The 20070-nt window shown below is 42.7% G+C and carries 14 protein-coding genes and 4 tRNA genes; 10 read left to right on the top strand and 8 right to left on the bottom strand.

Features of this window, described 5'->3' with window-relative positions:
• Nucleotides 1–53: 53 nt before the first annotated feature.
• The gene (gene vexH, locus G5S32_RS03850) at nucleotides 54–3161 is read right to left on the bottom strand and encodes a vibriobactin export RND transporter permease subunit VexH (protein WP_165310572.1); all 3108 of its coding nucleotides are present in this window, start codon (nucleotides 3159–3161) and stop codon (nucleotides 54–56) included.
• Entirely contained in the window at nucleotides 3161–4219 is a 1059-nt protein-coding gene (locus G5S32_RS03845; RefSeq protein ID WP_165310571.1) for an efflux RND transporter periplasmic adaptor subunit, read from the bottom strand. Before G5S32_RS03845 ends, vexH begins: the two co-directional genes overlap by 1 nt.
• Nucleotides 4220–4505: 286 nt before the next feature.
• Between G5S32_RS03845 and G5S32_RS03840 the strand changes: the two genes are divergently transcribed.
• The 4 genes from G5S32_RS03840 to G5S32_RS03825 all read left to right on the top strand — a co-directional run bounded on the left by G5S32_RS03840 (nucleotide 4506) and on the right by G5S32_RS03825 (nucleotide 5153).
• A tRNA-Tyr gene (locus G5S32_RS03840) sits at nucleotides 4506–4590 on the top strand.
• A gap of 102 nt (nucleotides 4591–4692) precedes the next feature.
• Nucleotides 4693–4777: transfer RNA gene (locus tag G5S32_RS03835), tRNA-Tyr, on the top strand.
• Between the two features lie 103 nt (nucleotides 4778–4880).
• Nucleotides 4881–4965 (top strand) — tRNA-Tyr (locus tag G5S32_RS03830).
• A gap of 103 nt (nucleotides 4966–5068) precedes the next feature.
• A tRNA-Tyr gene (locus G5S32_RS03825) sits at nucleotides 5069–5153 on the top strand.
• Between the two features lie 128 nt (nucleotides 5154–5281).
• Here the strand turns inward: G5S32_RS03825 and treC are convergent.
• From treC to gmhB, 4 genes are all read right to left on the bottom strand, one after another.
• Nucleotides 5282–6967, bottom strand: coding sequence for an alpha,alpha-phosphotrehalase (gene treC, locus G5S32_RS03820; protein ID WP_165310570.1), 1686 nt, complete (start codon nucleotides 6965–6967; stop codon nucleotides 5282–5284).
• 62 nt (nucleotides 6968–7029) lie between these two features.
• Complete coding sequence (gene treB / locus G5S32_RS03815) at nucleotides 7030–8454, bottom strand: PTS trehalose transporter subunit IIBC (RefSeq protein ID WP_165310569.1); 1425 nt, start codon at nucleotides 8452–8454, stop codon at nucleotides 7030–7032.
• Between the two features lie 241 nt (nucleotides 8455–8695).
• Nucleotides 8696–9643: a trehalose operon repressor TreR gene (gene treR / locus G5S32_RS03810; RefSeq protein ID WP_165310568.1), complete on the bottom strand. Its 948-nt coding sequence runs from the start codon at nucleotides 9641–9643 to the stop codon at nucleotides 8696–8698.
• 446 nt (nucleotides 9644–10089) lie between these two features.
• On the bottom strand, nucleotides 10090–10656 hold the full coding sequence (gene gmhB, locus G5S32_RS03805) for a D-glycero-beta-D-manno-heptose 1,7-bisphosphate 7-phosphatase (RefSeq protein ID WP_207621597.1): 567 nt from the start codon (nucleotides 10654–10656) through the stop codon (nucleotides 10090–10092).
• Nucleotides 10657–10914: 258 nt separating this feature from the next.
• On the opposite strand from gmhB, the gene metN reads away from it, so the two are divergent.
• The 3 genes from metN to G5S32_RS03790 are packed head-to-tail and all read left to right on the top strand — an operon-like array spanning nucleotide 10915 to nucleotide 13460.
• Nucleotides 10915–11949, top strand: a complete 1035-nt coding sequence (gene metN, locus G5S32_RS03800; protein WP_165310566.1) for a methionine ABC transporter ATP-binding protein MetN — start codon at nucleotides 10915–10917, stop codon at nucleotides 11947–11949.
• Nucleotides 11939–12616 carry a methionine ABC transporter permease gene (locus tag G5S32_RS03795; protein WP_165310565.1) on the top strand — a complete coding sequence of 226 codons (678 nt, stop codon included), beginning with the start codon at nucleotides 11939–11941 and terminating at the stop codon, nucleotides 12614–12616. Before metN ends, G5S32_RS03795 begins: the two co-directional genes overlap by 11 nt.
• Before the next feature lie 34 nt (nucleotides 12617–12650).
• Nucleotides 12651–13460: a MetQ/NlpA family lipoprotein gene (locus G5S32_RS03790; protein ID WP_165310564.1), complete on the top strand. Its 810-nt coding sequence runs from the start codon at nucleotides 12651–12653 to the stop codon at nucleotides 13458–13460.
• Nucleotides 13461–13555: 95 nt separating this feature from the next.
• Here the strand turns inward: G5S32_RS03790 and G5S32_RS03785 are convergent, their stop codons facing one another.
• Both G5S32_RS03785 and syd read right to left on the bottom strand, forming a co-directional pair.
• The gene (locus G5S32_RS03785) at nucleotides 13556–14332 is read right to left on the bottom strand and encodes a Zn-ribbon-containing protein (RefSeq protein ID WP_165310563.1); all 777 of its coding nucleotides are present in this window, start codon (nucleotides 14330–14332) and stop codon (nucleotides 13556–13558) included.
• On the bottom strand, nucleotides 14332–14883 hold the full coding sequence (gene syd / locus G5S32_RS03780) for a SecY-interacting protein (RefSeq protein WP_165310562.1): 552 nt from the start codon (nucleotides 14881–14883) through the stop codon (nucleotides 14332–14334). Before syd ends, G5S32_RS03785 begins: the two co-directional genes overlap by 1 nt.
• Nucleotides 14884–14992: 109 nt before the next feature.
• Between syd and queF the strand changes: the two genes are divergently transcribed.
• The 3 genes from queF to G5S32_RS03765 all read left to right on the top strand — a co-directional run bounded on the left by queF (nucleotide 14993) and on the right by G5S32_RS03765 (nucleotide 19797).
• A complete protein-coding gene (gene queF / locus G5S32_RS03775) occupies nucleotides 14993–15838 on the top strand; it encodes an NADPH-dependent 7-cyano-7-deazaguanine reductase QueF (RefSeq protein WP_165310561.1) in 846 nt (281 codons plus the stop codon).
• Nucleotides 15839–15854: 16 nt separating this feature from the next.
• Nucleotides 15855–18122, top strand: coding sequence for a tetratricopeptide repeat protein (locus G5S32_RS03770; protein ID WP_165310560.1), 2268 nt, complete (start codon nucleotides 15855–15857; stop codon nucleotides 18120–18122).
• A 109-nt stretch (nucleotides 18123–18231) separates the two neighbouring features.
• Nucleotides 18232–19797, top strand: coding sequence for a GGDEF domain-containing protein (locus G5S32_RS03765; protein WP_165310559.1), 1566 nt, complete (start codon nucleotides 18232–18234; stop codon nucleotides 19795–19797).
• The last annotated feature ends 273 nt before the right edge of the window (nucleotides 19798–20070 follow it).

Below are 20070 nucleotides of genomic sequence, written 5' to 3'. Positions count from 1 at the left end.
AAAGAAAGCCCGCTAACTCAGCGGGCTTTTTAATACATGGAAATAGGGTCTAGCTAGTGCGTTGTGCGACCTTTATTGTCATGCCCCAACTCTTTGTTGAGCTCTGCTTCAACATGCCCTGGAGCTTGTGTCTTAGCCGAAATTAAGCGGTACATAGCTGGAATAACGAACAAGGTAACCACGGTGGCAAATGCCATACCAAAGAAAATCACCGTACCCACCGCAACACGGCTCTCATAACCCGCACCTGTAGAAACAATAAGCGGGATAGAGCCTGCCAGTGTAGTGAATGCCGTCATCAGAATTGGACGCAGGCGACGCGCTGAGGCATCAACAATCGCTTTTTCAAACTCAACACCTCGGTCACGTAACTGGTTAGCAAACTCAACGATTAAGATGCCGTTTTTCGTTACCATACCAATCAACATCACCATACCGATTTGGCTGTAAACATTCATTCCCTGCCCCATAATCAACAGGCCAAGGAAACCACCGAATACGCCCATAGGTACCGTAAACATAATAACCATTGGGTTGATGAAGCTTTCAAACTGAGCAGCAAGAACTAAGTACGCAACTAATAGTGCCAAAGCGAAGACCGCCGCAACGCTCGACTGGTTCTCTTTGAAATCTTTTGACTCACCTGAATAGCTAACCGAGATATCACTAGGCAACATTTCTAACGCTTTTTGATCCATATAATCTAAAGCCTGACCTAATGTTGCACCGTCAGCCAAGTTTGCTGTAATCGTAATGGCTTTTTGTTTGTTGTAGTGAGACAAACGAATCGCCGAGGCAACTTCCTCAATCTTAGTCACAGTATCCAGAGTAACCAGATCACCATTTCCGGTACGCATATAGATCTGACTTAAATCAGATGCGTTATTGAAGCTGTTCTCATCACCACGCAGATAAACGTCGTATTCTTCACCACGCTCAACGAAGGTCGTCACAGCTTTACCACCTAACATCACTTCAAGCGTATCGGAGATATCTTGAACACTGATGTTAAGTTCTGCAGCTCTTTGTCTATCAACCGTCACAACTAATTCAGGTGTTTTCTCTGAGTAGTTGATATCGACACCCGTCATCAGACCTGAATTCGCTGCTTCAGCCTCTAGTTTCTCCGACCACTCTTTCAGCTCTGTATAATCCGAGCCACCAAGCACAAACTGAACTGGCTCGTTAGAACCACCACGGAAACCCGGCATAAATGGAATAACACGTACATCTGGAATACCAGTTAGTGCTTTTCTCACTTCACCCAGAGCTTTTTGAGCGGTGATACTGCGTTCATTCCAATCATCCAATGTCATAATAACGAAGCCCGTCTGGTCACCAGCGTTACCATTAAATGCCGGAGATTGAATACTGAATGACTTAAGGAAACCTTGACCAAGCAGAGGCTTTAATCGCGCTTCAACCAAGTCCATGTTGGCAGACATACGGTTATAGCTGGTCGCGTCTGCACCGCGCACCATGGTAAATATGACGCCGCGGTCTTCTGATGGCGTTAACTGCGATGGAACATTCTGCATAAATTGGTAGCTACCACCAATACAACCCAGAATGATTAACGGCGCTAACCATTTGAAACGTAGTGCATACTTCAACAAGAAGCGATACGAAGATTCAAGCTTGCCAAACAATTTATCAACAACACGGTTAAAACCGTTTGGTTTTACGTTCGCTTTGAGGATCTTACTGCCTAGCACTGGTGTAAGAGTTAACGCAATCAATGATGAAAAAATCACCGACATTGCCAACAGTACCGAGAACTCTGTGAACAGCAAACCTACCATCCCATCCATAAAGGAGATAGGCAGGAACACCATTACTAGTACGAGCGTGGTTGCAATTACGGCGAACCCTACTTCACGCGTACCTTTATAAGCAGCTAGCAGTGGTTTTTCACCCTGTTCAATGTGATGGAAAATGTTCTCCACCACCACAATCGCGTCATCCACCACCAAACCAATTGACAGTATCAATGCCATCAAAGTAATTAGGTTGATAGAAAAGCCAAAATAGTAAGCGGCAATAAATGAAGAAATCAGCGATACAGGAACCGTGATTGCTGGAATCAAGGTTGCACGGGCTTGACCAATGAAGATGTAAAGCACCAAAACAACCAGACCACCAGTAATAAATAAGGTGCTGTATACCTCTTCAATAGAGCGTTCAATAAAGATGGTCGAGTCATAACTAATATTCAACTTGGTATCTGCTGGCAGAAACTTCTGAATATTGTCGACCTGCTCGTGAACTCGTTTCGCAACTTCAAGAGGGTTAGAGTCGGACTGAGGGATGATCCCCATACTCACGTTAACAACGCCATCTGTCTTATAGGTCGAGTTCTCGTTTTCCGCGCCAAGGAACACATCCGCAACGTCTTTAAGGTAGATAGGCGTACCACTGGCACGTTTAACAACCAAGTATTGAAAGTCTTCCGGCTTTTGATAAGTACGCGCCGTACGAACCGACATTACGGTTGAATCGTTACGTACCTCACCACCCGGGCTTTCAATATTTTCACGACGTAAAGCAGCTGAAATATCCGATGTGGTAACGCCGCGTCCTGCCATTAACTCCGGTTGAAGGCGAACATACATCACTTTGTACAAGCCACCAGAGACGTTTATAGAACTGACGCCTGAAATCAGGCTAAAGCGGTCAACAAGGACACGTTCCATATAATCAGTTAACTGAGTCCGGTCCATAGTGGTCGAACTCAAATTGATATACATAGACGCTTGGCCAGACCCGTTGTTCTTATATACCAAAGGATCATCGGCAGCATCCGGTAGCGATCGCTGCGCACGAGCTACCGCATCACGAATATCACTGACACCGGTATTTAGGTCATAACCAAGGTTGAACGTAACCGTTATACGTGAAGAACCGTTACGGGTTACCGATGTAATTTCATCGATGCCACTGATACCAGTTAGCTGTTCTTCAAGCACCGAGGTAATTTGGTTTTCGATAATGGTGGCGGAAGCACCTTGATATCGAGTGGTAACAGAAACGACGGGGTTTTCAATATCCGGCATTTCGCGCACAGCAAGCTTCGTAAAAGAGACAAAGCCAAACACACACAGCAGCATACTCAGAACGAGCGCAGCTACTGGGCGTTTTACTGAAACATCAGAGATCAACATTAGTTGTCATCCTTGTTTACTGGGAGACCATCCACCGTCACTTCTGACACTTTAGCGCCGTCACGCATGTTTACGATCCCTTGAACGACGACTTTCTCACCGATCTCGAGTCCTTGTTCAATCACAACTTGGTTTTCTACACGAGCTCCAAGCAGAACTTCTGTTCGAACCGCTTTGTTTTCTTTATTTACAACATAGACATAGCGCTTAGTACCAGAGTATTCGAGCGCTTGAACTGGAATAATCGGTGCTTCAATCGCTGGGAACGCTAAATTAGCTGAAACTAACATTCCCGGCTTAAGTAAACGTCCAGCATTTGAAAAATGAATACGCACTCTCAGATTCAAAGTCTCTGCGTTAACACGGGAATCCACGCCAACGACTTCACCTTCAAATGTCTTACCCGGCCATGCATTCGTGGTACCAACCACTTTCATGCCTTTCGTGAGCATGGAAAGGTAACGCTCAGGTACTTGAAGATCTAATTGCATTAAGGAAAGGTTATCCAAGGTCATCAGTTCAGTGCTGGAGTTAACAATCTTGCCACGACTGAAATCGATAAAACCAACAGTGCCATCAAACGGCGCTCTGATATGAAGGTCATTCCAATTCGCTTCAGATGCTTCTAAACGCGCTTGAGCGATATCGACACTGGTTTTCTGGGCATCAATTTCTGTCTGGGTAATAGCGCTTCTCTTCAACAGACGCTCGTATTCAGCCAATTTACGTTTTTCATCACGCAGGTAAGCTTTTGCCTCGGCTAGAGACGCACGGGCTTTATCATCTGACAACTGAACAAGTATTTGGTTTTTCTTTACTTCTTGATTGGCTTTAACGGCAATGATGTCAACTTTTCCGGAAACTTCTGGAGAAATGATCACTGACTGCTCGGCTTCCAACTTGCCAACTAACGATAGAGATTGAGATACCTGATGCACCTGAACTAAATCAGTAACAACAGAGATTGCAGGTGCGCCTTTTGGTCCAGCGGCAACAACACCCTCACTTGCAAATAAAGCCATAGCAAGAGCGATAGAAAGAATCGAAACGTTTTTCATAAACCACATCAGCATATAAGAAAGAACTTTTATTATAACTAGTTATAGAGAAGCGAAACGTAAAGGAACGTAAATTTGATGTTTCCATCTCCTTTTTGAACCTCTATTTCAAAAAGAAAATGGGGAATTACGGCCACCTTTGCCCAAAAAGGCAGCATTCAATTCAAAAAGGCAAAAAAAGGGTTTACACCAAGTCCGAGTTTGATAATATGCGCTCCGCACTTGCTTGATGCGTTGGGAAAACATCATTTAAGCCTCTTCTTGTAAAAGATTAGGAAAACACCCTGGAGGGGTTCCCGAGTGGCCAAAGGGAGCAGACTGTAAATCTGCCGGCTCCGCCTTCGATGGTTCGAATCCGTCCCCCTCCACCATATTTTCTTGTGAGATATTAACTCTCATGAGAGCAAAACTTGATTGATGCGTTGGGAAAACGTCAGTTAAGCCTCTTCTTGTAAAAGAATAGGAAACACCCTGGAGGGGTTCCCGAGTGGCCAAAGGGAGCAGACTGTAAATCTGCCGGCTCCGCCTTCGATGGTTCGAATCCGTCCCCCTCCACCATATTTTCTTTTGAGATATTAACTCTCATGAGAGCAAAACTTGATTGATGCGTTGGGAAAACGTCAGTTAAGCCTCTTCTTGTAAAAGAATAGGAAAACACCCTGGAGGGGTTCCCGAGTGGCCAAAGGGAGCAGACTGTAAATCTGCCGGCTCCGCCTTCGATGGTTCGAATCCGTCCCCCTCCACCATATTTTCTTGTGAGACATTAACTCTCATGAGAGCAAAACTTGATTGATGCGTTGGGAAAACGTCAGTTAAGCCTATTCTTGTAAAAGATTAGGAAAACACCCTGGAGGGGTTCCCGAGTGGCCAAAGGGAGCAGACTGTAAATCTGCCGGCTCCGCCTTCGATGGTTCGAATCCGTCCCCCTCCACCATATACGGAAAAGCCAGCTCATTGAGCTGGCTTTTTTCATTTCAGATATTTTATTGACTCGCCATAAAGAAAAAGCCCCTACACTTTGGGGCTTTATTGCATAAAGACTATCACTGCAGAAAATGCTCGTTAATGCTCAATCAATATAACTCTGGTCTCATAAGCTCTCAGCGTTTGTTTACGTTCCACCGCATGTTGTTCTATGTCAGGGTAGTTACCAATAAGATAACTAGCTTTACTTAGCTCTAGTTGAGCTGGCAGTTCACATTCAGCTTCTACAGCATAATAGTTATTCAGGCACACCAATATCTGAGTAGTGCTACGTCTTAGATAAGCGAAAACAGATTCGTGATCCGGTAGAAAATCTTCATAGTCTCCATCCGTAATTACCGGAATAGTTTTCCGTAGCTGAATAAGTTTCTGATAGTAGTAAAATACCGAATCTTCATTGTCTAATGCTTGTTCTGCATTGATATGTGGGTAATTGTTCGCCACAGAGATCCACGGTTCTGCTTTGCTAAATCCGGCATATTGTTCGCTATTCCACTGCATTGGCGTACGAGAATTATCACGAGATTTCTGCGCCAAAATAGCCAGCATATCGGCATCGCTAACACCTTTTTTCTTAACCATAATGTCGTACATATTGGTGCTTTCAACATCTCGATATTGGGAAATCGAACTGTAACCGGGGTTCGTCATACCAATTTCTTCACCTTGGTAAATATAAGGTGTGCCCTGCATCATGTGTACAGAGGTGGCGAGCATTTTGGCTGACTCAACACGATACTGAGTATCGTTACCCAGCCGACTCACTACTCGAGGTTGATCATGATTACACCAGAAAAGAGCGCCCCAACCTTTTCCGTTTAGACCGGTTTGCCAGTGGTTAAACACCTGCTTGAGCTGAACAAAATCAAACGGTGCTTTGGTCCATTTTTCACCATTCGGATAATCCGCTTTCAGATGATGAAAGTTGAACACCATAGACAGCTCTTTGTTATCTAGCGAAGAATATTGCTGACAGTGCTCCAACGTAGTCGACGACATCTCACCCACCGTCACACTGCCATATTTCTGGAAAACATCGCGGCTAATCTCTTGTAAATACTCATGAACGCGAGGTCCATCGGTATAAAATCGTCGCCCATCTCCCGAATCATCGTTTGGGAAATCCTGCTGTTTAGAAATCAAATTAATCACATCTAAACGGAATCCATCCACACCTTTCTCTGCCCAAAAGCTAATCACTTCTTTGACTTCATCTCGAACCAAGGGGTTTTCCCAGTTCAAATCCGCTTGTTCTTTTGCAAATAGATGTAAGTAATATTGATTGGATTTTTCGTCGTATTCCCAAGCGCTACCACCAAACTTGGATTGCCAGTTATTAGGAGCTTGCCCGTCTACCGGAGACTTCCAAATGTAGTAGTCACGATAAGGGCTCGCTTTATCGGCTAAGGCAGATTGAAACCACATATGCTGCGTTGATGTATGGTTAACAACGATATCCATTATGATTCGAATACCCTTTTGATGAGCCAACTCTAGCAAGCTATCAAAGTCACTCATGGTGCCAAAATCTGGATTTATCGAATAGTAATCCGCAATATCGTAACCATTATCTACCATTGGCGACTGATACACCGGTGTCAGCCAAATGGCATCAATCCCCAACTTTTGCAGATAATCTAATTTAGAAATAATGCCTTGGATATCCCCGGTCCCTTTTGCGCCACTGTCACAGAAACTTTTGGGATAAATTTGATATATAGAGGCGGTCTTCCACCAGTCAGATGCTGTATTAGCAAAGGCCATTCGAATCTCACTTACCAAAAATAAAATAGAAAAAGAGTGGCTAAAAGCCACTCATAAAAGGTTTATGCTGATGCGGTTGATAGTACGCCTTTGCCTTGTGCGCGTTTGTACATAACCAAAGTCAAAGCAGCTGGAACCACAATTGCCACCAGCATTGCAATTAGGTAAACACTCCAGTATTGAGGTTGAATAGATAAAATACCCGGCAAGCCACCCACACCGATGCCATTTGCCATCACACCCGCACTACCACACACAGCCGCAGCTAGAGCGCTACCAATCATTGCGTATAGCATTGGGAACTTGTATTTAAGGTTAATACCGTACATGGCTGGCTCAGTAACACCTAAATAAGCGGAAATCGCCGCTGGAACTGAGATATCGCGTTCACCATGCTTTTTACTGATAAGAATGATGCCTACAACAGCAGATGCCTGTGCAATGTTTGACAGAGCAATTAAAGGCCAAATCGGTGTTCCACCAAGCTCTTGCATAAGCTGCAAATCCACCGCGTTAGTTGTGTGATGGATACCAGTGATTACCAATGGAGCGTACAAGAAACCAAAAATCATTGAGCCCAATACCGCGAAATCGCCGGTCATTGCTGCTTTGGCTGCAAATGCAACGCCGTTACCTAACATACGACCAAATGGGCCAATTAATGTATGCGATAAAATTACAGCCAGAATCAAAGAAACGAACGGCACAACGACAAGATATAGGTACGCTGGAATCACTCGTTTTAACGTGTTTTCAATAAAGGCTAGCAATACACCCGCTAAAATGGCCGGAATAACCTGAGCTTGGTAGCCTACTTTTTCAATTACAAACAGACCGAAATCCCAGACTTCAGGTACTTGCTTACCAATTAGATAGGCATTCATAAGTTGAGGAGAAACAAGCGTCACACCCAAAGTGATACCTAAAATTGGTGTACCGCCTAATTTCTTCACTGTAGACCAGCACACACCAACGGGTAGGAAGAAGAAAATTGCTTCGCCAATCAACCACAAGAATGAGTGAACACTTGCCCAAAACTGGCTGATTTCGGTAAGAGTTTGGCCGTCGAACATCTTGATGTCGCCAATCACATTACGGAAACCTAAGATCAAACCACCGGTAATAATGGCAGGAAGCAGCGGTACAAAAATTTCAGCAAGATGGGAAATACCACGCTCTAAGATGTTCATGTTTTGACGTGCCGCTAGTTTCGCATCTTCTTTCGAAGATCCTGCTTGACCTGTCACATCCAAAAGCACTTTAAACACTTGGTCTACTTCGGTACCAATAACAACTTGGAATTGACCTGCATTGGTAAAGCAACCTTTGACTATGCTGAGAGATTCCAAGCCTTGTTTATCTGCTTTTTCTGGTTCATTCAGTACAAACCGTAAACGTGTTAGGCAGTGGCTAACACTGGCGATGTTTTCGCTACCGCCAACTAATTCAACAAGACGCACGACATCTTGTCTCGCTATCTTACTCATACCTTTGTCCACCCTGTTACTTATAGCTTTTATATTAGTCGAATCGATAATGGGAACATTCCCACAAAAATTTTCAGCATAGTGACACATCCAACTAAAGCTTAAAATGGGAACAGTCCCATTAATTGAGAACGATCACATTAGGTGGTGAATTTTTCAACAAGACATAGGTTATGTTTACGTGGAAAGAACAGAATTGATCAAAGCGTAAAGCTCAACGCCTTGATCATACTTATAGCTATCACACCGCAGGGCTTTGAGTTAAGTGGACAAGATGTTGAACATTTCCACTCAGATGCTGAATTAAGAGCTTTGCTGCCTGCTCTCCCGCTTGGCGATAACCGGGATCTACGCTGTAAACCTTAGGAAATAAGAAAGTGAGCAGTTCATTACCTCCGACACCAGTCACCATCACATCTTCTCGCTGACACTCTTGCAGGCGTTTGATAACACCTAAAGCTAAAGTATCACTAGCACAAACAATGGCTTGGGTATCTTCATGCAGAACCTTATCGACCAGTTGGTAAGCACTCTCGTGTTTCAGTTTGCCAGTCTGATAACAAGGTGTAACCTGATGACTTTGGCACCAAGCCAAATAGGCTTGCAAACGCATTTCACCCGTCGTTGCATCTTGAGGATCAACCCCGATAAAGCTAATTTGATTTAACCCTTGCTGCTTAACGCGATCTAATGCCTGGTTAATGATGCCTACATTATCGTAGTTAATTGAAGAGACTTGCTCAGAATGCGTCGCGATCACTACCGCTTTTAGTTGCCAGGGGACCAAAGCTTGCGTATCCAAATCGGTAAAACCAAAGATAATCACGCCATCGACATTGCGCTTAAAAAGTACGTCTAAATGGTCGTTAGTTTTCTGCCTATCAAACTGACTTTCCATAATCACTACGTCATAACCATGAGCATATAAGATATCCAGCATGCTACTGACAGAACGATTTTCGGATGGTGAATCAAGACGAGAAATTATAACACCGATGACTCTCTGACTACCGCCACGCATAAGCTGAGCTGATTTAGAGGGGACATATCCTGACTCTGCAATCACCCGTTCCACCTTTTCTCGAGTTTCAGGCTTCACTTTAGGATCATTAGTAAGTACACGAGAAACGGTAGATTTACCGACTCCGGAAAGTTTTGCGATATCAAGAATAGTGAGTTTTTTGCTCATGAAATACAGTCTGCAGGTGAAAAAAGGTGGCGGACCACCGTACTACTTATGATCTAGACCATATATAAGCAAAATTTTACTCAGTCCGGCAAGTTTTATAGTTCATAGCTTTGACTTCTAACCGTGCATCATCACTTTTCGTGAACAAGGTAACTGAGCCTGCTCCGGCTGAGCTATACCTTTCTGAGTAAATAGATGATCAGATTAAGCATTGGTACAACAGTGATTAGGTATCGAACACAAACTCGCATCAATTGGTCCGAGAAGTTCCGCCGAGCCCTCATTGGCTAGGAAGGTTTGCTTATCAATGAGCAGTCAATTTTCCAGATTGGTATTATCGCGTCTATTCATGATGATGCAGTCTTTAAATAGTAAAAAAGGTCGCATAAGCGACCTCTCAATATCAAACCCAACAATGTCTCGAGTACCTATTACACATAAAGGTATTATTTACGCTCTTTTAAATAGTTAGGCACATCGCGTAAACTGTCCAGTACAACAGTTGCTAAGCTTTCACCTTTTTCAGTAACAGGCTTACCGGTACGAACTAAGATTTTAGTTCCTACGCCAGCAGCGTCAGCCGCCATCATGTCTTCGGCTTTATCACCCACCATGACAGAGTTCGCCATATCGATTTTCAAAAAGTCTCGTGCAGAGATAAACATCCCCGGCTTCGGCTTGCGACAATCACAATCTTCTTTATATTTGCCTTCACCATGCTCAGGGTGATGAGGGCAGTAATAGATGCCATCAAGCTCAACGCCATTATCAACGAAATTCCAATCCATCCACTGTGTTAATGAAAGAAAACGATCTTCGCTATAATAACCTCTGGCTATTCCTGCTTGGTTAGTCACCACGACCAATAAGTAGCCCATCTCTTTCAGTTTTTTGGTTGCTTCAAAAACGCCTTCGATGAAATCAAAGTCATGTTCGTCGCTTACGTAGCCATGATCCACATTTATCACGCCATCACGGTCTAAAAACACAGCTGGTTTCGCCAAAATATTCATCTCTATAAAGTCAAACTAAGCGAATTATTGCACGCTTTATTTCTTTCATCACTATCTAATTACTTAACGATCTCATACCAACACCCATTTAGACGTCTAGACGTAAAAATATCTATTGACTTGAACTTCGTTAAGCCATAGCATCCTCTACCAAGTTAGAACGAGTTAAAAATATTATTCTGTTGTTGCTACTCTTTTAGTAATACATAGGTAACTCGTTACAAAACAACCAAGATTTATCCCTGCGCAGGTTTTTCAATGATTGAGATTAGTCACGTCAACAAGGTGTTCTACCAAGGCACGAAAGAAATCAATGCCTTAAAAGACATTAATCTAAGTATCCAACAAGGCACGATCTTCGGTGTTATTGGTTCATCAGGTGCAGGTAAAAGCACTCTGATCCGTTGTGTGAATATGTTAGAACGTCCTACTAACGGTAGCGTTATTGTTGATGGTGTTGACCTTACTAAGCTTAGCTTGAAGCAGCTGAGCGAAGCTCGCCGAAACATCGGCATGATTTTCCAACATTTTAATTTGCTTTCATCACGCACTGTGTTTGAAAACATTGCTTTGCCTTTGGAGCTTGCAGGTCAAAGTGCAAACCACATTGATAAAAAAGTTTCGGAACTCCTTCAATTGGTTGGCTTGGCAGAGAAGCGTGACACTTACCCATCAAACTTAAGTGGTGGCCAAAAACAACGTGTTGCAATAGCTCGTGCCCTAGCCTCGGATCCAAAAGTGTTGCTGTGTGACGAAGCAACCAGTGCTCTTGACCCTGCCACTACGCAGTCAATTCTTGAGCTACTAAAAGAGATTAACCGTAAGTTAAATATCACTATCTTGTTAATTACCCATGAGATGGATGTAGTAAAAAGTATTTGTCATGAAGTGGCTATCATCGGTGATGGTGAGTTGGTAGAAAAAGGCACTGTGGGTGAAATCTTTGCTCATCCAAAAACAGAACTTGCACACCAGTTCATTCGCTCAACGCTGGATTTATCCATTCCTGATGATTACCAAGCACGCTTACAACAAACACGAGTTGAAGGCAGTTACCCATTGGTACGCTTAGAATTTACTGGCGCCACAGTAGACGCGCCATTGATGTCGCAAATTTCACGTAAGTTCAATATCGATGTCAGCATTTTAAGTTCTGATCTTGATTACGCAGGCGGCGTGAAGTTCGGCATGATGGTTGCGGAAATCTTCGGTAACGAAGAAAACGACAATGCTGCAATTCAATACCTTCGTGACAATAAAGTAAAAGTAGAGGTACTTGGTTATGTCCTTTAATACCATCACAAGTTGGTTATCACTAAACGGTGACCTGCTTTTAACAGCAACTTGGCAAACAGTGTATATGGTAGCAGTTGCAGGCATTATTGGTTTTGCACTAGGTATTCCACTAGGCGTTATTCTTCACACCACTAAAAAAGGTGGTTTGCTAGAAAACACGAAATTGAACAGTGCGCTTGGCGCAATCGTAAACGTTGGACGTTCAGTACCGTTTCTTGTGTTGATGGTTGCAATTATCCCTGTGACAAAGTTACTTGTGGGTACTTTCATTGGCACAACAGCAGCAATCGTACCTTTAACTATCGGCGCAATTCCTTTTGTCGCTCGCTTGATTGAAGGTGCATTGTTAGAAGTTCCAACTGGTCTTGTTGAAGCTGCACAATCTATGGGTGCGACACCAATGCAAATCATTCGCAAGGTGCTGTTACCTGAAGCAATGCCGACCATTCTTAACTCTGTAACTATCACGCTAGTAACTCTTGTGAGCTATTCAGCGATGGCAGGTACGGTAGGTGGTGGTGGCCTAGGTGATGTGGCTATTCGTTACGGTTTCCACCGTTACGATGTGGTGATAATGGCTGTAACCGTTGTCATGCTTATTGTTCTAGTACAAATAATTCAATCAATCGGCGATGCATTCGTACGCCGCGTTGATCACAGATAAAAACGATATAAGAATTTCTAACAAGGAGATTACCATGAAATTCAATCTTAAAAGTTTACTGACCATCGCTGCTGCTGCATCTGCGCTTGTGCTAGCTGGCTGTGGTGAGAAAGAAGTCGATAACAACAAAGTAAAAATCGGCGTTATTGCTGGCGCTGAAGCTCAAGTAGCAGAAATCGCAGCGAAAATTGCTAAAGAGAAATACAACCTAGATGTTGAACTAGTCACTTTCACTGACTACGTAACACCAAACGCTGCACTTGATGACGGTTCAATCGACGCAAACGCATTCCAACACAAACCATACTTAGATCAACAAATTGCTGACCGTGGTTACAAACTAGCAATCGTTGGTAACACATTTGTTTACCCAATTGCTGGTTACTCAAAACAAGTAAAATCTGTTGATGAGATCCAAGACGGTGACCGTATTGCAGTACCAAACGATCCAACAAACCTAGGTCGTTCTCTGCTATTACTTGAGCAACAAGGTCTGCTGAAACTACGTGAAGATGTTGGCCTACTAGCCACTGTACGTGACATCGTAGAAAACCCTAAAAACATCAAGATCGTTGAACTAGATGCAGCTCAACTTCCACGTTCTCTTGATGACGTAACACTTTCTATCATCAACACAACTTACGCGAGCTCTATCAATCTGACTCCAGAGAAAGATGGTATCTTCGTTGAAAACAAAGAGTCACCATACGTGAACCTGCTTGTTGCTCGCCAAGACAACGTAAATGCTGAAAACGTACAGAACTTCCTTAAAGCTTACCAAACGGATGAAGTTGCAAACGGTGCTTCAGAAATTTTCCACGGTGGCTCAGTTAAAGGCTGGTAATCACTAGATTATTGCTAAGACTTTTAATAATCAGAATAGTTGAAGGGCTCCGATTGGAGCCCTTTTTGTTAACGGTGAAGTGACTTTAAAATCAATTACTTCAGATGATCCCAAGAGATGTTAGAAACTATACGGCAGTTATCGCACTTGAAGTGGAAAATGTCATGTAGAGGCTCTTCTAACAGCCAGTTCCCACCACATTTAGGACAAGGTCTAGCTTTCTCTTCCGCTAAACTCTTTCCGCCAACACGGTACTGATAGTAATAGGTTGGAATTTTCGTTATGTATTCAATACGTTTACTTAAATCCCATCCACGGCGGAATAAGTCACTGTTCACGTCGCAAATTTCTTTCAAAGCCGCATGTTCCGCTTTACAGCCACCAGCCATCTGAAGTTCATCACACGCTTGCCACTCCGTTTGCCATTTTATGACTGACTTATGGTCACCATTAAATGTCGCTTCATTTCGATAAAGAGGAATTGGTAACAAGGTTTCACCACTTCGTAATGGCGAACAGGTATGAACATAAGTGGTGTAGAGAACTTGCCAACTTGGAGTTTCTTCTTCCGCTGCTTGTTCAGAATTAATATCTCTGCCAAGCAAACGAAACTTAGGAGCGAGTAAGCAAGCCTCCGCTAGGCGATTAAAGCACACTTTGACAAATTCAGAATGGTTCTTTGGATGAAGGCTGTCTTTTTCAGGACAAACCGCTCGAACAGAAAACTCACCGTCTCCCATAACAATGGGGAATTCGCGACCTAGCACCTGTCCGTTATAACGTAATGCATCCATCAACCCATTGATCGCTCTATCAACAGCAGTGATGGTAGTATTATCAAAACATTCAAACTCAAGTTCAACAACGTACATTATACCTGTACCTCTGGCTCAAGCTGTGCCAAGAAACTCGCAACATCTTCACTAAGAACTTGACGGTTATCTGTGCCAAGTTTTTCAAGGATAACATTGCCCGTCAGATTGCATATCGACACCACTTCCATTTCATCGTCTGTCGTAGCAATGAATACTGTTGGTTTCTGCTTTAAACGACGCTGCATAACCAAATGTCCAAGAATATTTTCCTGCAATCGCTCGTAATCTTCATCGCTCCAAACCTGCAAAAGGTTAAGCGCATTTCCTTTCCAATTAGCAGGCATATCGGCACTGTACTGAGAGCCATAAAAAGCATGTATATCTTCGTGCAAAGCAATCTCAATCCCATTTTCAACATTGGTGAAATCAGCGGCTGCGTCTCTCACAACAGGCTGCCAATACACGCTATTTTCCAGTTTCTGCTCAACGCATGGTGAAACCCAGTCCACCAACTCTTCATTTTCAGGTAAGTGGTGGTGCTCAGCTTGATAAGCTTCCAGATATCGTTGGCTAAAAGTATGTAAGGCTTCTGCAACAGAATGCGCCATGAAAATCTCCAATCTTCGAATTCGATTAAGCTAACTCGCAGCCCTTTGGTGACATAGGCTACGGTATTGCGTAAAATTCTGCTTATTCTAATCGAATTAAGCATTAAGTATGAGCAAATATTCCGATGCCAAAGAGTTAGCAGGTCTGACTTTAGGTAAAAAAACCGATTACTCACACCAGTATGATCCAACACTACTACAGCCGGTTCCACGAAGCTTAAACCGTGACGACTTAAATTTAGGTAGTGAACTGCCATTTAAAGGCTGTGACATCTGGACACTCTATGAGTTGTCATGGTTAAACAGTAAAGGTTTGCCACAAGTGGCTATCGGTGAAGTTGCCATTCCAGCGACTAGCGCCAACTTAATTGAGTCTAAATCATTCAAACTTTACCTAAATAGCTTTAACCAGACTAAATTTGAAAACTGGCAGCAAGTAGAAGAAATCTTGATTGCTGACCTATCTGCCTGCGCTGGTGAAACGGTTGAAGTAAAAGTAAAATCATTAAGCGACTATACCGCTGAACCAATTGTCACTATGGAAGGCGATTGTATTGATGATCAAGACATCGAAATTAATAGCTATGATTTCGACGAAACACTGCTAGAAGGTGCAGCAGAAGAATCTATTGTTGACGAAACACTCCATAGTCACCTTTTGAAATCGAACTGTCTTATCACCAACCAGCCCGACTGGGGAAGCGTTGAAATCGCATATCGTGGCCCCAAAATTAACCGCGAATCGCTTTTACGTTATATAGTCTCTTTCCGTGAGCACAATGAGTTTCATGAACAATGTGTTGAGCGTATCTTTATGGACATCACCCGTTTCTGCAAACCGGAAAAATTGACCGTATTTGCACGCTATACACGTCGTGGTGGTTTAGATATCAATCCATACCGTTCAACCGAGCAAGTTGCACCACAAGATAATAAACGTATGGCTCGTCAATAAAAGGACTTAATTCAGGATGGGATTTATTCGCTGGAAGCATTGGTTTTCTCTAGCTCTTTTCTCTTGTTCAGTATTTTCACAAGCTGCGCCGTATTCATCACCGACGCTCAATGAAGCTGAAAGTTTGATAGAAATATCACCACAACAAGCTAAGGACCTTACCAGTGAATATCTGACCGCAAGGAAGATGGCAGAGAAAACCGAACAAAATCCATCTACGGTTGCCAGAGACGAAACAGATAGTCGTCTACGGACTCCTGCGAGTACTGTAGACGCTATGAAAATCTTTGCTCAAGCAGAATTCAATCTCGGTTATCCCATCGCAGCTTTTCGCCTATTGGACGAGGCATACAATACTACGCGAGAGTTCAATCTCCCTTATTTGCAGTTAGAAATTCAGCTACTACAAATTCGTCTGCATTGGCTTGATAGTAACGATGTAAATGCGGCTCGCGAAAAGCTGCGTGACATTACCCAGCAATACGAATCCATCAGAACCAGAGAACTGCCCGCAAGAGGTATCGGCTATAAGATCAAGCTGCTTCGTGCAGAAGTAGCATCTAAAGCCGATGATGTTGAATTGGCGAACAAACTATTTGCTGACCTAAAAGACGATCTAGAACTTCTTCAGTCAGATAATACAAAAATCGAATATCACATCATAGTTGGCAGTCATTACTTGAACCATGAGCGCTATAATTTGGCACTCTCAGAGCTATTGATAGCGTATTGGGGTTCTATTGAATCCAACTCGAGTGCTCTGCTTGCCAAAACTAACACACTGCTAGCGCAACTATTTTTCGAACGTCGAGTATTAGATAAAGCACTCGTCCACCTATCTCAAGCTGCTGATTTTTATGATAACTATGAAAAATCTCCAAAGCTTGCAATTGTGTTAAAACGTATGGGCGATGTGTACTTTGATTTAGGTAAGTATAATCTTGCTTTGGTGCACTATTTCAACGTTATCGACCATGAAAATAATAACAACAACATCGAAAGCGTCATTGAAACCCGATTAAATCTGGCTGCAACTTACATTCATCTTTATAACTACCCGCTTGCGGAACAATATTTACAGCGAGCAGAGGAGCTTCTTCAGTACGCGAACATTCCTCGTTTAAAAGGAAAAGCGGCATTGCTTAATGCTGGTCTAGCGTATTATCAACGTAGAAGTGAAAAAGTAATTTTAGATGCTCAACAAGCCTTAGAGATTAGCCAGTCCATTGCTAATCAGGATATTGAACAGCAAGCCTACCGCTTGCTATCTCAAGGCTATGAACAAATTGGTCAATATTCTCGCGCACTGGAAGCGATGAAACACAGCAATGTGTTAGAAAGGCTCCATCAGGAAAAACTGAATCAAATCAGTGAAGATGCGTTTCGTCAGCAGAAGGAGTTCGTTGAACAAACGCTGCATTTAGTTGGCCAAGAAAAAGAACTTAAAGAGACCAAACGTCAATACTCCAAATTACAGAAACTAACCTTTACGCTATTTATCGTTGCTGGAGGCTTATTTTTACTAGTTCTGCGTCGTAGCTACATTATTCAAACTCAAAACGAAGAGATTGAAGAACTTAACACCAATTTGTTTACACACTCTCGCTCACGCTTACGCAACTTACGTATGCTTAATGCAAAACTACCGAAATCTTTGCAAAGAAGTAGCCAAAATTTCGAGTTATGGAGTGTCGGTGAATTGATTCACGAACCACTGAATGATCGTCTTCGTTTTGCCATGATTGATGTTCCCTTCCTGCGTAACATGTATCTACAACATGGTTATACCGCAGGATTAGAGTTAGAGCGAGCATTTGGCGAGTACTTGAAATCCAAGATTGATGAACCGACAAGGCTCTATCATTTCTCAGATTCAAACTTACTTTATATTGAACCGAGCATTGACAGAGACAGTCCTCCGGAAGATATGTTTGAAAAAGTTCAGCAATGGATTCGAGAGTTCCAACCTGAGCGTAAACTGAATCGAATCATTCGAATGGGTATTGCTGATTATCCATTTTTGCCAAGAGCCTATACTGCAATAAACGATAAAGAATTGCTGGATATTTTGTTAATGGCAACCAGTGCCGCTCGTGACTTAAGCATGAAAGAAAACTGTTCACATTGGGTCTATTTGAAAGCCATTGATAACGCGCCAGCAGCTAGCTTCGCATCGAGCAATATGCGCAAATCTTGCAAGCACGCTATCAATCAAGGTTTGATAAAAGTCCATTCTTCTCACAATAATGAGGAGAGCATCAAAAAAATATTAAAAGATGGATAAATCCTAACTAAATAACAAAGAGATACGATGACGAATCAAAGAATTTTGTTATTATCGACAAATCAGTAATTAGGATTAGAATCCCCTTAAATATTTAGCATTTCCATAAATGGGCGTATTAGAGCAAGATATCCAGATTCAGTTACACCAACTCAAATTGCAGTTGGAGCAGACTCGTTTGACACAAAGGGATAACTCGCTCAGATTCAAACTTGAGCAAAAAGTCCTTAAACGAATCGTTGCATCACTCAGTCTTGCCTGTAAAGGCGAGGATAGTCGTCTCAACCAAAATTTGGTGGAATTACGAGAAGCGCTTGAACAACAAAAAGATGTCAGCATTTTAATTCCTCGCTTGGCCGTATTGGAGCGCATGTTGAAGAAGCAAACGTTAGACACCCAAAAGCAGAACCAGCATTTAGATGAACAGGTAAAGCATAGCGGTGAAGTATTACTACGTATTCCGGGTTTACCGTCTAAAATTAAACGTGACCTCCGTGATCTTCTAAGCTTCTCAACAGGACAAAGCCTACCGAAAGTAGACCAAGCTTTACGCCTTCTCGCCATTTATGAACGTTCAATAAAAATTATCACCACTAACCCTGATGCAGTGGTGGAAGAGCTAACCCAGAGTGCAGATAAAGAAGTCCTCCTCAAGCTGAATGAGGAATTGCAATTACTTATCACTGAGTTAGATTTTGAAGGCGAATCCGGCGACTTGCTGAATGATATTCGAGCTAAACTCCTACTCGGGGTGAGTACTCAGAATTTGTTAGAACTGACGCTTGAAGTACTAAAATTAGTTGTTGCTGGGACAAATTACGAACGTAAGACATCTGAAAAGTTTCTTGAACAAGTTAACGCGTCACTGTCTAGCAGCTTAAAAAGCTCGGCTCTGAACGTTGAACAGAGCCATAACTATTTCGAACACCGCAAAGATATGCACAAGGAACTGAATTCTCTTGTCGCTAGAAGCCAAACTGCCGTTCGTGATGGTACAGAAATCAACGCTCTAAAAGGCACTTTGAATCCTCTAATGAGCGAACTTGCTTCGTTATCGGAACGGCTGACACTAGCAGAAGTCCGCGAACAAGCGCTTATTGAACGTATGGATTACACCAAAAACCAGATGGAAGCGCTCTACGAAGTCACACAAGACTATCGTCGTCGCTTAGAAGATCAAGCTCAGCGTATGCTGCAAGATCCCCTTACCAAGGTATACAACCGCACAGCCTTTAATGATCGGATAGAACTTGAATATCGCCGTTGGATTCGAGCTCAGCACAATCTTCGTGTTGTGATGCTTGATATCGACAAATTCAAAGCCATCAATGACAGCTTTGGTTATGCTGCTGGTGATAAGGCACTGAAAATTATCGCTCGCACCATCAAAAACAATATTGAAGATACCGACACTGTCGCGCGTTTCTCTGGTGAAGAATTCGTGTTATTGCTGCCTGAGCGTGCTGATTCGGAGTGTTACCAAATCGTACAAAAGATTCAACGAAGTATTTCTCACTTACCATTCAAGTTCCGTGATAAAAACATCACTATCACCCTTAGTGCGGCAAGTACATTATTTAAAGATTCGGATTCACCAGAAATAGTTCTCGAGCGTTTACATATCGCTCTGAACAACGGTAAAAAGTTTGGTCCAAACCAAATCACTTGGAAGTAACAGCAGTAAAAACCATTCAAGCGAGCAAAATTTAGGCAAACTCACAACAATTACACGATACACATCACACTTTATGGAGTATCGTGTTCTCCTTCCTGCATAAAGCACACTAGATTGAAACTTGAAATATCAATAAGTTACCATATTGATATTGACATACTCATCAAGAACCAGATTTGCTGCTTTTAATCGCATCGATCGTTCTTATCAAAAATATATAAGTAGACACCCAATTAAAGAAGCACGCGATTTTTCCTACGCAACTTTCTGAAC

Origin of the sequence: Vibrio ziniensis (assembly GCF_011064285.1) — a bacterium.
Classification (GTDB): Bacteria; Pseudomonadota; Gammaproteobacteria; order Enterobacterales; family Vibrionaceae; genus Vibrio; species Vibrio ziniensis.
This window is presented reverse-complemented; position numbering and strand designations above follow the sequence as displayed.

Excerpts from the sequence above, each read along its gene's own strand:
- vexH (WP_165310572.1), bottom strand. The coding sequence starts at position 3,161 with ATGTTGATCTCTGATGTTTCAGTAAAACGCCCAGTAGCTGCGCTCGTT.
- G5S32_RS03845 (WP_165310571.1), bottom strand. The coding sequence starts at position 4,219 with ATGAAAAACGTTTCGATTCTTTCTATCGCTCTTGCTATGGCTTTATTT.
- treC (WP_165310570.1), bottom strand. The coding sequence starts at position 6,967 with ATGGCCTTTGCTAATACAGCATCTGACTGGTGGAAGACCGCCTCTATA.
- treB (WP_165310569.1), bottom strand. The coding sequence starts at position 8,454 with ATGAGTAAGATAGCGAGACAAGATGTCGTGCGTCTTGTTGAATTAGTT.
- treR (WP_165310568.1), bottom strand. The coding sequence starts at position 9,643 with ATGAGCAAAAAACTCACTATTCTTGATATCGCAAAACTTTCCGGAGTC.
- gmhB (WP_207621597.1), bottom strand. The coding sequence starts at position 10,656 with ATGAATATTTTGGCGAAACCAGCTGTGTTTTTAGACCGTGATGGCGTG.
- metN (WP_165310566.1), top strand. The coding sequence starts at position 10,915 with ATGATTGAGATTAGTCACGTCAACAAGGTGTTCTACCAAGGCACGAAA.
- G5S32_RS03795 (WP_165310565.1), top strand. The coding sequence starts at position 11,939 with ATGTCCTTTAATACCATCACAAGTTGGTTATCACTAAACGGTGACCTG.
- G5S32_RS03790 (WP_165310564.1), top strand. The coding sequence starts at position 12,651 with ATGAAATTCAATCTTAAAAGTTTACTGACCATCGCTGCTGCTGCATCT.
- G5S32_RS03785 (WP_165310563.1), bottom strand. The coding sequence starts at position 14,332 with ATGTACGTTGTTGAACTTGAGTTTGAATGTTTTGATAATACTACCATC.
- syd (WP_165310562.1), bottom strand. The coding sequence starts at position 14,883 with ATGGCGCATTCTGTTGCAGAAGCCTTACATACTTTTAGCCAACGATAT.
- queF (WP_165310561.1), top strand. The coding sequence starts at position 14,993 with ATGAGCAAATATTCCGATGCCAAAGAGTTAGCAGGTCTGACTTTAGGT.
- G5S32_RS03770 (WP_165310560.1), top strand. The coding sequence starts at position 15,855 with ATGGGATTTATTCGCTGGAAGCATTGGTTTTCTCTAGCTCTTTTCTCT.
- G5S32_RS03765 (WP_165310559.1), top strand. The coding sequence starts at position 18,232 with ATGGGCGTATTAGAGCAAGATATCCAGATTCAGTTACACCAACTCAAA.